The 14,153-nt window shown below is 68.7% G+C and carries 6 protein-coding genes; 4 read left to right on the forward strand and 2 right to left on the reverse strand.

Going from position 1 to position 14,153, the window contains the following annotated elements:
- Positions 1 to 118: 118 nt before the first annotated feature.
- Together ACLP9N_RS23055 and ACLP9N_RS23060 are read left to right on the forward strand one after the other, a co-directional pair.
- On the forward strand, positions 119 to 5,275 hold the full coding sequence (locus tag ACLP9N_RS23055) for an SDR family NAD(P)-dependent oxidoreductase (RefSeq protein WP_442409564.1): 5,157 nt from the start codon (positions 119 to 121) through the stop codon (positions 5,273 to 5,275).
- Between the two features lie 14 nt (positions 5,276 to 5,289).
- Positions 5,290 to 10,830: an ATP-binding protein gene (locus ACLP9N_RS23060; RefSeq protein WP_442409565.1), complete on the forward strand. Its 5,541-nt coding sequence runs from the start codon at positions 5,290 to 5,292 to the stop codon at positions 10,828 to 10,830.
- Here ACLP9N_RS23060 and ACLP9N_RS23065 read toward each other — a convergent pair.
- Positions 10,825 to 11,622, reverse strand: coding sequence for a 4'-phosphopantetheinyl transferase family protein (locus ACLP9N_RS23065; RefSeq protein WP_442409567.1), 798 nt, complete (start codon positions 11,620 to 11,622; stop codon positions 10,825 to 10,827). The two genes, ACLP9N_RS23060 and ACLP9N_RS23065, sit on opposite strands and share 6 nt — an antisense overlap.
- A 55-nt stretch (positions 11,623 to 11,677) precedes the next feature.
- The gene (locus ACLP9N_RS23070; RefSeq protein ID WP_442409568.1) at positions 11,678 to 12,424 is read right to left on the reverse strand and encodes an MBL fold metallo-hydrolase; all 747 of its coding nucleotides are present in this window, start codon (positions 12,422 to 12,424) and stop codon (positions 11,678 to 11,680) included.
- 34 nt (positions 12,425 to 12,458) lie between these two features.
- On the opposite strand from ACLP9N_RS23070, the gene fgd reads away from it, so the two are divergent.
- Together fgd and ACLP9N_RS23080 are read left to right on the forward strand one after the other, a co-directional pair.
- Complete coding sequence (fgd, locus tag ACLP9N_RS23075; RefSeq protein WP_442409569.1) at positions 12,459 to 13,472, forward strand: glucose-6-phosphate dehydrogenase (coenzyme-F420); 1,014 nt, start codon at positions 12,459 to 12,461, stop codon at positions 13,470 to 13,472.
- 14 nt (positions 13,473 to 13,486) lie between these two features.
- Positions 13,487 to 14,153, forward strand: a 667-nt coding sequence (locus tag ACLP9N_RS23080; protein ID WP_442409570.1) for an AAA family ATPase, incomplete at its 3' end; no start/stop codon positions are given.

Consider the following 14,153-nt stretch of genomic DNA (forward strand, 5'->3'; position numbering starts at 1 on the left):
CGTCATCGGCGGTGCCACCGATGCCGTGGACCGCGCCGTCGCGGCTTTCCGCGCCGCCGGCATGAACGCCAACCGAATCCCGGTCAGCCACGCTTTCCACACCGCGATCGTGGCGCCGGTGAGCGAAACGCTGAAGGCCGCACTGCGCCGGCTCGACATGCGGCCGCCGCGTCGGCCCATCGTGTCGAACGTGACCGGTGAGTTCTATCCGGCGGACGCCGACCTCGACACCATGCTCGACCTTCTCGGCCGCCAGGTGGCGTCGCCGGTCCGGTTCGTCGACGGGCTGCGCACGCTATACGCGGCGGGTGCCCGCATCTTCGTCGAGGTCGGCCCCAAGAAGGCGCTGCACGGCTTCGTCGAGGACGTCCTCGGCGACGATGTGCTGGCCCTGTTCACCAACCACCCGAAAACGGGCGATGTCGCGTCGTTCAACCAGGCGTTGTGCGGGCTGTACGCCGCCGGGCTGGGATTCGCCCCGCTTTCCTCCGCAGCTGCGACCGCCGCAGCGACCGCGGTGCCGAGCAGGAGGACAGCCATGACCAGCGAACAGTACGCCGAACTGGGCCGCCTCGTCGTTGACGTCATCGAACACGGTATGGATGCCAGCTCCGGCACCGCCGCTGCACCGGCATCACGCGCTGCGGCGCCAGCTGCTACCGAACCGGTGGTGATAACCGGCGCAGCGCTCGGTCTGCCCGGTGTCGAGCGAGTCTTCGACGACGAGAACATCGCCCGCATCCTCGACGGCCAGCAGTTCATCGACACCATCCCGCACCCGCTACGCCGTGCGATGGTCGACCGGCACATCACCCGCCTGGTCAAGCGTGAGTCCGGCGGCCCCAGCTTCGAGACGATCGACAACGAGGCCGACGTCATCAAACTGGCCGCCCGCAGCGCGCCACTGGACGTGGTTACCGAGTTCGGGGTCGACGCAGCCCGCGATGCCGCGCTGGACTCGACCACCCGGCTGGCCATCGGAGCCGGCTTCGACGCCCTGCGCGACGCGGGGATCCCGCTGATCATGCACTACAAGACCACGACACTGGGCACCCAATTGCCCGACCGTTGGGGGCTGCCGGATTCGATGCGTGATGACACCGGCGTCATCTTTGCCTCCGCCTTCCCCGGGTTGGACAACTTCGCTCAGGACCTCGAGCGCTACTACACCGACCGAGGCCACCGTGATCAACTGCTGGCGCTGGAAGCAGTGCGCGCCCGGCTGAGCAGCGACGAACCGGCCGCGATGGAGGTTGACCGGCGCATCCACGAGCTGCGCCACGCCCTCCAGTCCGACCCATACGTATTCGACAGGCGCTTCATCTTCCGGTGCCTGTCGATGGGTCACTCGCAGTTCGCCGAGATCATCGGCGCGCGCGGGCCGAATACACAGGTCAACGCCGCGTGCGCGAGCACTACCCAGGCGACCGCGCTCGCCGAGGACTGGATCCGGGCCGGCCGGTGTCGGCGGGTGATCGTGGTGTCCGCCGACGACGTCAGCTCCGACGCGCTGCTGCCTTGGGTGGGATCGGGATTCCTGGCATCCGGTGCCGCCGCCACCGACGACGTCGTGGAGGAGGCCGCCACACCGTTCGACCGGCGCCGGCACGGGATGATCCTCGGCATGGGGGCGGCGGCATTCGTGGTGGAATCCGCCGACGCGGCCCGGGAACGCGGGCTGCAGCCGATCTGCGAAGTCCTCAGTACTGTCATCGCGAACAGCGCTTTTCACGGCACCCGGCTCGACGTCGAGCACATCGGCGGCGTCATGGAGAGCCTGCTCGCCCAGGCCGAGGCTCGCGGCGTAGACCGACACGCCATCGCGCCCGGCACCGTGTTCGTGTCCCACGAGACGTACACGCCGGCCCGCGGAGGCAGCGCTGCGGCCGAGATCAATGCGCTGCGCCGGGTGTTCGGGCCAGACGCCGACGCTGTGGTTATCACCAACACCAAGGGCTTCACCGGACACGCGATGGGCGCCGGCGTGGAGGACGTCGTCGCCATCAAGTCGCTGGAGACCGGTCTGGTTCCTCCGGTGCCCAATTACAAAGAGCCGGATCCGGAGCTGGGCCAGCTGAACCTGTCGGTTGGCGGAAGCTATCCGGTGCGCTACGCGCTGAGGCTGGGCGCTGGATTCGGCTCGCAGATTGCGATGACGCTGATGCGCTGGACCCCGATGCCCGACGGCCGTCACCGCCTGCCGGACGAACTCGGGTATGAGTACCGGATCGTGGACCAGGCTGCCAGGCGGCGCTGGCTGACGACGGTGGCTGGGACTGCCGACGCCGAGCTGGAGGTCGTCCAGCACCGGCTGCGTCTCGTCGACACCGGTGCGCCGGCGCGGACCGCTCCGTCGGCGGTTCCATCGCAGGTGCCGACCGCTCAGTCCGCCCCCGCGGCGCCGGCACCCGCGGCAGCACGGGCGGCGGCTGCCGCACCCGTCGCGGCCCCAGCGCCGGTTGTGGCCCCGGAACCGGCCCCGGCTGGTGACGAGATCACCGACACGGTGGTGGGTGTTGTCTCGCAGCTCACCGGATACCCGCCCGAGCTGCTCGAGTTGGACCTCGACCTGGAGGCCGACCTGGGGGTGGACACCGTCAAGCAGGCCGAGATCTTCGCCGCGATCCGCGAGCATTTCGGTGTCGCGCGTGACGACGCCCTGAAGCTGCGCGACTTTCCCACCCTGACCCACGTCATCGGCTGGATCCGCGACAAAACCGGCGCCGCGACGCCGGCCGTGCCATCGGCAACGCCGTCCAGCACCGAAACACGCGCGGCGATCACGAGTGAAGTCCCCCGCATTACCACTGTGACCGGTGACCTTTCGGCCACCGACCGGATCACCCGGCAGGTGCCGGTACCGGCGCTGCGGCCAGAGCTCGTGGCCTGCGTGCCAACCGGGGTCGCCCTCGGCAGCGGCACGCGTGTCGCCGTCATGCGTGATCACGGTGGCGTTGCAGACGCGCTGATCGGTCGGTTGACCCGGCTCGGTGTCGACGTGCTGGCGATGGAGACCGACGACGACATCGACACTGTCCTGGGCGACGCGGTCGACGGCGTGTACTGGCTGGCGGCTCTGGACGACGAGGGCCCGCTGGAGGACTTGGACCTGGCCGGCTGGCGAGAAGCGCTCCAGCGCCGGGTACGCAATCTCTACACCGCCATGCGACGCCTGTACGAGCGCAGCCCGTTCCTGGTCGTCGCCACTCGGCTGGGCGGATACCACGGCTACGACGCGGCCGGAGCGACCTGCCCACTGGGTGGAGCGGTTACCGGGTTCGCCAAGGCGTACCGGCGCGAGCGGCCCAACGCCCTGGTCAAGGCCGTCGACTTCGCACTCGGCCGAAAGACCGCAGCACTGGCTGATGTGTTAATCGACGAGACCCTCCGTGATCCCGGTTGTGTGGAAGTCGGCTATGCCGACGGCCGCCGCTGGGGCGTCGGGCTGTTGGAGCGCGCATTCCCCGACACGCACGAGGCCAGCGAGGTTCTCGGCACCGATCCGGTCTTCCTCGTCACCGGCGCCGCTGGCAGTATCGTTTCGGCGATCACTGCCGACCTGGCCGCGGCGTGGCGCGGCACCTACCACCTGCTGGACCTCACGCCGGAACCCGACCCGGCCGACGCCGACCTGCGCCGGTACACCGAAGACCGGGAAGGGTTCAAAGTCGAACTGGCGGCTCGGATGCGTGAGCGGGGCGAGCGCCCGACACCGGTCCTGATCGAGCGGGAGCTGGCGCGCTTCGAGCGTCTGCAGGCCGCGCTGGCCGCGGTGCGGGCGGTGGAGCAGGCGGGTGGGTCGGCCTACTACCACAGTGTCGATCTCACCGACGCGGGTGCGGTCGAGCGGGTGATGGCCGAGGTGCGGGAGACCAGCGGGCACATCGACGTCCTGCTGCACGCCGCCGGGGTCGAGATCAGCCACGCGCTACCTGACAAGGACCCCGCTGAGTTCGATCTTGTGCTCGGGGTCAAGGGCGACGGGCTGTTCAACGTGCTGCATGCCATCGGCGACCTCCCGTTGGGCGCCGTTGTGGCATTCAGCTCGGTGGCCGGCCGGTTCGGCAACATGGGGCAGACCGACTACAGCGCCGCCAACGACTTGCAATGCAAGATCTTGAGCAACCTGCGCCGCACCCGTCCGGGGGTGCGGGCGCTGGCGATCGACTGGACCGCCTGGGGCAGCATCGGCATGGCCACCCGCGGATCCATCCCGAAGATCATGGCGGCGGCCGGAGTCGAGATGCTCCCCGCGGAGGCGGGCGTGGCATGGATCCGGCGCGAACTGGGCGCAGGCCTGACCGACGGCGAAGTCGTCGTCGCCGGGGCGCTGGGTGCGCTTGCCGCCGAACTGCACGACACCGGCGGGATCGACCCGAGTTCACTGACGGCAGAGGGGCCGATGGTCGGCGAGGTCGTCCGCGCCAGTGTGCACGACGGGTTGGTGCTGCACACCACGCTGGACCCGGCCACCCGGCCGTTCCTGGATCACCACCGCATCGACGGCACACCGGTGCTACCCGGCGTGATGGGCATGGAGACGTTCGCCGAAGCCGCCCGGCTGCTCGTGCCCGACCTGCACATAGCCGCTATCGAGAACGTGGACTTCTGGGCGCCGCTCAAGTTCTATCGGGACGAGCCACGCACGGTGACGGTCACGGCCCTGCTGCACCCCGACGGGGACGACTTGGTCGCTGAATGCCGCCTGTCGGCCGAGCGCACCCTGCCCGGCCGCGGCCAGCCGCAGCGCACCGTGCACTTCACCGGCTCGGTCCGGCTGACGGCCAACCCACCCGCGCTCGCCGACGGCGAAGCTGACTCCGGCGGCGAAGGTCCGGCGCTGACGCCGGAGCAGGTCTACCGGCTCTACTTCCACGGCCCGGCCTATCAGGTGGTCGGTTCTGCGTGGAAACGGGACGGCGGTGCGGCCGCCCGGTTTGCCGCCGACGTTCCGGCGCAAACGGACGAGCCGGTGCTGATCGGGCCGCGACTCGTCGAACTGTGCTTCCAGACCGTCGGGCTGCTCGAGGCCGGCACCGACGGCGTCCTGGCTCTGCCGCTGCACGTCGATGCGGTGCACCTGAACGGGGAGCCGACGGAACGGGCTGGGCTCGTGGCCACCGCGCGACCGGACGGGCACGGTGGCTTCATCTGCATGGTCCGCGACGACGAGGGGAGGCTGGTGCTGCGGGTCGACGGGTACCGCACTGTGCCGGTGCCGGAGCCGCCGCCCGCAAACATCGTCGCCCCGATCCGCTCCGTCATGTGCGGCTGAGGAGACATACCGCTATGGACAGGCAGATTCTCCGGCTGGCGATTGTCAACCGGGGTGAGCCCGCAGTTCGAGCGCTGACCGCAGTGGCCGAACTCAACCAGGCCGGCGACCAACCGCCCATCCGGGCCATCGTGCTCTATACCGACGTGGACGCCGACGCGTGGTATGTGCGCGAGGCGGACGAGGCCGTGCCACTCGGGACCGCGACGTTCGTCGACCCGGCTGACGGCACCCGGCGGTCGCGCTACCTGGACCAGCCAGCGGTGATGGCGGCGCTGCGCCACAGTGAAGCCGATGCGGTGTGGGTCGGCTGGGGATTCTTGGCCGAAGATGCCTCGTTTGCGCAGGCGTGCGAGGAGGCCGGCATCGTCTTCGTCGGCCCGGACAGCGCCACCATCCGACGGCTCGGCGACAAAGTGGCCGCCAAACGGCTCGCCGAGCACGCAGGTGTTCCGGTGGTGCCCTGGAGCGGTGGACCGGTCGACGACGTGGCCGAGGCGACCGTGCTCGCGGCCCGGCTCGGCTATCCCGTGCTGGTGAAGGCGGCCGCCGGCGGCGGCGGCCGTGGCATCCGGACGGTTCACAGCGACGCCGAACTCGCCGCGGCACTGGCCTCGGCGCGCGCCGAGGCGCAGCTGGCCTTCGGCGACCCCACGGTATTCCTGGAGAAGCTCGTGCCAGCCGCCCGTCACGTCGAAGTCCAGGTGATCGCAGACCACTACGGCACCGCGTGGGCGGTAGGCGTCCGCGACTGCACCTTGCAACGCCGCCACCAGAAGGTGCTGGAGGAATCGGCGTCAACGGTGCTTGACACCGACGGGGAGCAGGCGATCCGCGACGCGGCGCTACGCCTGGCCGCCGCGGCGGGCTACCGCAACGCGGGCACCGTGGAGTTCCTGGTCGACCCGGACACCGGGAGCTTCTTGTTCATGGAGGTCAACACCCGGCTGCAGGTCGAGCACCCGGTGACCGAGGCGACCACCGGGCTGGACCTGGTGAAGCTGCAGCTCCATGTGGCTCGTGGCGGGCGGCTGATCGGTGCACCGCCGCACGTGTCAGGGCATGCGATCGAGGCGCGGGTATGCGCCGAGGATCCCGAAAACGCCTTCACCCCCGCGCCAGGCCGGTTGGCTCGCCTGCGCCTGCCGGCCGGCACCGGAATACGCGTCGACGCAGGCGTACGCGAAGGCGACCGGATCCCCCCCGACTTCGACTCGATGATCGCCAAAATTGTCGCCTGGGGAAGCGACCGCCCCGAGGCCCTCGCCCGACTCCGTCGTGCATTGCTCGACACCACCATCGTGGTCGAAGGCGGCACTACCAACCGCTCCTTCCTGCTGACCCTGCTCAATCGGCCGGAGGTGCGCGGCGGGCACTTCGACAACCACTGGCTGGACCGGCTGACCGGGGAGGCGGCGCACCTGCCCGCCCCGGATCCAGTTGCCCTGCTGGTCGCCGCCGTGGAGTCGTACGACCTTGACGAGGCCGCCGAGCGGGCCGCGTTCCATGCCCGCGCCGCCCGCGGCGGTGCCGAAATGGCCGCCGAGGTGGGTCACCGATGCCGCCTCCGTTACCGGGGACAGCGGTACAACCTGGACGTCTACCGCACCGGTGTTCGTACTTACCGAGTTGCCGGCGCCGGCACCGCGGACGTCACGGTCTCCCACCGCGACGGATACGAGCGGCGGGTGGTCGTCGGTAGCCGGGTGCACCGTGTGGTGTCGGTGGTGGAAGGTGCCACCCTGCGCGTCGACGTCGACGGCGCCGCGCACGCCGTGTTCCGCGACGACGGTGGCCTTGTGTGCAGCCCTGGGCCGGCATTCGTGGTGTCGGTTCTCGTGGCACCCGGTGATCAGGTCGCCGAGGGCGACCGGTTGGCCGTGCTAGAGAGCATGAAGATGGAAACCACTCTCACGGCACCGTTCGCCGGCACCGTCGCTTCCGTCGAAGCCGCCGCGAACGTGCAAGTGGAAGCGGGAGCGCCGGTGGTTCGCATTGCGACGTCCGACACCGGTCAGAGCTACGGCGCGGCCGCGGTCGAATTCACCGGCCTGCGCGCCGCGGAGCCGTCCGCGACGCCACCGTGTGAGCGCGTGTACGGCGCGCTGCGCTCCTACCTGCTCGGCTATGACTTGGATCCGGACTCGGTTAAGGCAATGCTGACCCGGCAGCGCCGACTGGGCGAGATCGCAGCGCCCGCCGACACCGACCTGCTGCGCTGCGAGGACAGCTTGCTGGATCTGTTCGCCGACGTCGGTTCGCTATACCGACCACGCGGCGAGCTCGAGCCGGAGGAGGCGCTCGTCGGCGGCAGCACCCAGGAATACCTACTGTCCTTCGTGCAGTGGCTGGACGCGGATCGGGCCGGCCTGCCCGACTCGTATCGGCGTCGGCTGGAGCAGGCGCTGTTGCGGTACGGAGTGCGTGGGCTGGAACGCACGCCGGAACTCGAAGAGGCCGTCGTCTGGATGTTCCGCTCATTCCGCCGGGTCGGCGAGCTGGTAGGAGCGGTGACCGCGATTCTTGAGCGCAGACTCCGTCACCACGCCGAGCTGGCGCAGCTGGCCACCCCCGAGATGCAAGCCGAGATGCGGGCCCGGCTTGACCGGCTGGCGGCCATCCAGGGGCGCCAGCGCAGCGTCGCAGACCTCGCTCGCGATGTGCGGTTCCACTACTTCGACGAGCCGCTGCTCGCAGTGACCGTCGCCGACGAGTACGCCGGTGTGCAGCACGATCTGGATGCGCTGCGCGACGATCCCGACGGCACTGACCGATCCGGCCGGATCGACCGCCTGGTGGCCTGCCCGCAGCCGCTGCGCGCCGAGTTGCTACGGCGATGGCGTGGCAGCCGCGACCCCGGCCTGCGTCGAGTGGTGGTGGAGGTGTACATCCGCCGGTTCTACCGGATCAGGCAGCTTCGCGATTTGAAAGTCGGTGAGCATGACGGGTGGCTGCTGGGTAGCGCCGACTATGACTTCGAGGATGACTTCGAGGACAAGCACATCCATCTGGTCACCGCATACGCGCCCCTGGTGGATCTGCCCGAGCTGTCTCGGGCGATCGCCGGGCATTTGCGCACGGCTGATCCCGAGCGGCAGGTCGTGGTGGATTTGGAGCTGTGGCGGCACGGCGAGACGGCTGATATCGACGCCGTCATCGCCGAGGCCGAAAAACTCCTGGCCGGATGCCACTTCGGGCGCCTGTTGCGGCGCCTGGATTTGACCGTTACGACGCTCGAAGGGGCCGCACCGGAGCGCTTTCGCACCCATCACGTGACCTACCGGCAGCGGGACGGTCAATTCGTCGAGGACCCGCTTTATCGCAATCTGCATCCGATGCTGGCAAAGCGTCTGGATTTGTGGCGTCTGGCGAACTTCGAACTACGGCGGCTGCGCTCGGCCGAAGACGTGTACCTGTTCCACGCAGTGGCCCACGACAACACCGCCGATCACCGGCTGTTCGCGCTCGCCGAAGTGCGCGACCTGACCCCGGCCCGGGCTGCCGGCGGCGCGGTGCGATACCCGCGGCTGGAGCTGATGGGTTTGCTGGCACTGTCGGCGATGCAGGAAGCGCTGACCACTTTCGACGGGCGCAACCGGCCGGCCGCCAACCGGATAGTGCTCTACGTGGGGCCGCCGTGGGATGTGCCGCGTGATGCGTGGGACGAACTGGCTGGGTCGTTGGCACCGCTGGCGGTCGGCGCCGGACTGGAGAAGGTGGTGCTGCGCGTGCGCTTTCCCGACGGACGCGACGCTTTGCTCGACGTGGAGGGGTTAGACGCGGGCGTGACGGTACGCGAACGGCCACCGGGCCAGCAGCCGATCCGGCCATTGACGGCGTACCGACAGAAACTGTTGCGCGCCAACCGCTTCGGCGCCCCCTACCCGTACGAGATCGTGCGGATGCTTACCCCTGCGGCCGGGGCCGTATCACGGTTTCCCGCCGGGCAGTTCATCGAGCACGACCTGGACGAGCACGGGAGCCTGGTGCCGGTGCCGCGACCGTACGGGATGAACAGCGCCAACATTGTGGTCGGCCTGCTGCGCAACGAGACCGAAAAGGTGCCCGAAGGCATGACCCGGGTGGCGCTATTCGGCGATCCGACCCGCGGACTGGGCAACCTGGCCGAGCCGGAGTGCCGACGCATCATCGCAGCGCTGGACCTGGCCGAGCGGATGCGGGTACCGATCGAGTGGTTCGCGCTGTCGTCTGGGGCGAGGATCGCAATGGACAGCGGCACCGAGAACATGGACTGGATTGCTGCGGTGCTGCGCCGCCTCATCGAGTTCACCCAAGCCGGCGGGGAGGTGAACATCGTTGTCACCGGGGTGAACGTGGGCGCCCAGCCATACTGGAACGCCGAGTCGACGATGCTGATGCACACCCGCGGCATCCTGGTGATGACTCCGGCCAGTGCGATGGTGCTGACCGGCAAACAGGCACTGGACTTCTCCGGCGGGGTGTCTGCCGAAGACAACTTCGGTATCGGCGGTTTCGACCGGATCATGGGTCCCAACGGCCAGGGACAGTATTGGGCGCCCACCCTGGCCGACGCCTGCGACATTCTGCTGCGCCATTACGAGTACACCTACGTCCTGCCCGGTGAGAGGTGGCCGCGTCGGCGCACCACGACCGACCCGGTAGACCGTGACGTGCGATCTGCGCCGCACGCGGGTTATGACATGACAACGGTTGGGGAGATCTTCTCCGCCGATCACAACCCGGAGCGCAAGAAGCCGTTCGACATGCGCTCGGTGATGCGAGCCGTGGCCGACGCCGACTCGGCACCGCTGGAGCGCTGGGGCCAATGGCGCGCCGCGGAGACCGGGATCGTGTGGGATGCCCACATCGGCGGCATCCCGGTGTGCCTGATCGGAATCGAATCACACACCGTGCCCCGCCGCGGATTCGTGCCAGCCGGCGGCCCCTCCTCATGGTCGTCCGGGACTCTGTTTCCCCAATCGTCCCGCAAACTCGCACGCGCCATCAACGCGGCCAGCGACAACCGCCCGGTTGTCGCGCTGGCGAACCTGTCCGGTTTCGACGGCTCGCCGGAGTCCATGCGCCGCTGGCAACTGGAGTATGGGGCCGAGATCGGCCGCGCCGTAACAAATTTCCGCGGCCCGATCGTGTTCGTGGTGGTTTCCCGCTACCACGGCGGTGCCTTTGTGGTGTTCTCCACGAGGCTCAACGAGCAGGTGGAGATCGCCGCCGTCGAGGGCTCGTTCGCCTCAGTGATCGGCGGTGCGCCGGCCGCTGCCACCGTCTTCGTCCGGGACGTGGAGGCGCGCACCGATTCCGATCCCCGGGTACGCGAGGCCGCCGATCAGGCCCGCGTCGCGACAGGTTCCGATGCCGGCACTGCACGCGCCCACCTCGCCGAGATCAGGGCAGCGGTCCATGCCGAAAAGCTCAGCGAAGTCGCCGATGAGTTCGACGGGGTGCACACTGTTGAGCGGGCGCTCGCGGTCGGCTCGGTAGACCGGATCATCACCGCCCAAGGGTTGCGGCCCTACATCGTCGATGCCCTCGACAGGGGCATGTCAAAGTTATAGCGGCCGGTCGAGCCAAGAATGCCGCGGTTGGGCCGCCGCCAGCACGCCTGGATCGCGGAGGGCGACCGGCGGTTCGGCTGCCACCTCCGCGGCCACGGTGAGCAGGAAACGGCCATCTCGCCGCCACCAGCCGGGAAACACCGTCCCCTCAGACGCACGCACCGTCAACTCGCCCCAGCCGTCACCACGCGGAGCTGTCAGCGTCACCTCCAGGGTGCGGGTGTCCCGGCGCAGTCCGGTGCGCAACACCTTCAGTGCGCTTTCTTTCGCAGACCAGATCAGGTTCGCCGCCACGTCGTGCTCTTCACCGGCGGGGCGCGAGGCAATAAACCGTTGCTCAGTCGCGGTGAGGAAGTCGAGCACAAAGCCGGGCGTGCGCGGCTCCACTAGCTCCAGGTCACAGCCAACGGGATGACTCGACTCCGGGCCTTCGCCCGCCGCCTGCCGTGCCGACGGCCACGTCACACAGACCGCCCAACCGGCACGGTCGGTGATCGACACGTCCACCCCGAGCGGAGTTCCCTCGACGCATACATACGGGGCACCACTAGGAGCATTGCGGATCTCGATGCCGGCGAGCACCGTCGGGTCGGTGGGCCGGCCGGTCACCGCAGCGACGGCATGCTTGGCGACAAGCCGGCGCAGCAGATACTCGGTGCGCCGCTTGGTGAACCGCAGCCCGGCCAGGCTGGCTGCCTCCGCGGGCGCCAGCCATTCTTCATCGGCGGGCAGCGCGTCCTCGCCCAAGGCGAGCCATCGACACCCGCTCCGATCCGCTAGGCACTGCGCCACCGCCACCTCCAAGGCACGGCCGTCCTGTCGAACTTACCGACAGCTCGCGCGTGCGTCATCCGCCGCGGGCAAGTGCGGTCGCCTGCTCGGTGGCTTCGTGGATCGGGCCGCGCCACAAGTCGCCGTGGCCGGGCGCCAGCATCTTGGTTTCCAGCAAGGCCAGCGCTGCCAGGCTGCGGACGCAATCGTCTTGGCTGTAGCTGAACACCGCCGGCAGTAGCTGCGGCCCAGCGCGGGACAGTAACGGATGCCCGGTGATCAGCGCGTCGCCGCTAGCCAGCACCCCGTCGACAAGGTACGAGCAATGCCCGCTGGTGTGCCCCGGAGTGGGAACGGCCATCGGGTGGCCCGGCAGCTCGCCGGCGATCTCGCCGGTCAACGGCTGTACGGTCGGGATGCCGTCGCGGACCAGGCCGCCGTTGCGAGCCACATGCGCCGCCCACAGCGCCCACCTGGGTCGCCAGAGGCGCAGCGCGACGTCGACGACCGAAACCTGTTGCAGATACTCCCGTTTGGCGTGACCCACCTCATCGGCGTGGCAGTACACCGGAGTTCCATGCTCTCGGGCGAACCAGATCGCCGAGCCCAAGTGGTCGACATGCGCGTGCGTCAGCAGGATGGCTCGGACGTCGTCGGCCGTATATCCCAACTTCCGCAGCGAGGCCAGCACGTCGTCCCGGTCGCCGGGATAGCCGGCGTCGATCAACATGACGCCGGTGTTGTCGGTGACCAGAACCCAGTTGACAGCGTCGCCGTGAGCCAGGTGCACGCGCTCAGTAACGGTTTTCAGCGCCGGTACCATGACCGCGAGTCTAGGCGCGGGGTAGAAAAGACAGGTGGCTGAATTGAAACTTGGATACAAAGCGTCGGCCGAACAATTCGGGCCGCGGGAACTTGTCGAATTGGCGGTCGCCGCCGAGGCCCACGGCATGGACACTGCTACCGTCAGCGATCATTTCCAGCCGTGGCGGCACGAAGGCGGGCATGCGCCGTTTTCGCTGTCCTGGATGACCGCGGTCGGGGAGCGCACCGAACGGATCGTGCTGGGCACCTCTGTGCTCACCCCGACGTTCCGGTACAACCCCGCGGTGATCGCGCAAGCCTTCGCCACCATGAGCTGCCTGTATCCGGGCCGGATCTTTCTGGGGGTCGGTACCGGTGAGGCGCTCAACGAAATCGCCACGGGCTATGAGGGCGCCTGGCCGGAGTTCAAGGAGCGCTTCGCCCGGCTACGCGAATCCGTGCGGCTGATGCGCGAGCTGTGGCGCGGCGACCGCGTCGACTTCGACGGCGAGTACTACAAGCTCAAAGGCGCCTCGATCTACGACGTTCCCGAGGGGGGAGTGCCCGTCTATATTGCGGCCGGCGGCCCGGCGGTAGCCAAGTACGCCGGCCGCGCGGGTGACGGCTTCATCTGCACGTCGGGGAAGGGCGAAGAGCTCTACCAGGACAAGCTGATCCCAGCAGTTAAAGAAGGAGCGGCCGCCGCGGAACGCAACATCGACGACATCGACAAGATGATCGAGATCAAGATCTCCTACGACCCCGACCCCGAGCTAGCCCTGGCGAACACCCGGTTCTGGGCGCCGCTGTCGCTGACCGCCGAACAGAAGCACAGCATCGACGACCCGATCGAGATGGAGAAGGCTGCCGACGCGCTGCCGATCGAACAGGTCGCCAAGCGCTGGATCGTGGCGTCGGACCCCGATGAGGCCGTCGAAAAGGTCGCCCAGTACGTGAGATGGGGCCTCAACCACCTGGTATTCCATGCGCCCGGTCACGACCAGCGCCGCTTCCTGGAACTTTTTGAGAAGGACCTCGCGCCCAGGCTGCGGAGGCTGGCCTCATAGAGCAAGCTTTCAGCGTGCCCGACGGCTCCCGGCCGGATTCTCAACCCTCCGCGATCTACATCGCGGCGCCCGAGGGGGACACCGGCAAGTCGACAATCGCGCTGGGAATCATGCACCGACTGGCTGCGACGGTGGCCAAGGTCGGGGTGTTTCGGCCGATCACCCGGCTCGGCGAAGACCGCGACTACATCTTGGAGCTGCTGCTGGCGCACAGCACTGCCGGTCTGCCCTACGAGTGGTGCGTGGGCGTGACGTATCAGCAGCTGCACGCCGACATCGATGCCGCGCTCGCCGACATCGTCGACCGATACCATGCGATGGCCGACGCGTGCGACGCGGTGGTGATCGTCGGCACCGACTACACCGATGTCGCCAGCCCCGCTGAGCTGTCGGTCAACGCTCGTATCGCGGTCAACCTCGGCGCGCCGGTGCTGCTGGTGGTGCGGGCCGGCGGCCGCACCGTCGAGGACGTCGCACACGTCGTGGAGCTGTGTCTGGACGAGCTGGCCGCCCAGCATGCCCATACCGCGGCGGTGGTGGCCAACCGCTGCGAGCCGTCGCAGCTGAGCGCCGTCGCCGAGGCGCTGCACGCATTCGCCCCGCAGACCTATGTGCTGCCAGACGAGCCGCTGCTGGCCGCCCCGACGGTGGCCGAGCTGCAGAAAGCCGTGAACGGAACAC

It is taken from the genome of Mycobacterium sp., assembly GCF_052144515.1.
GTDB lineage: Bacteria > Actinomycetota > Actinomycetes > Mycobacteriales > Mycobacteriaceae > Mycobacterium.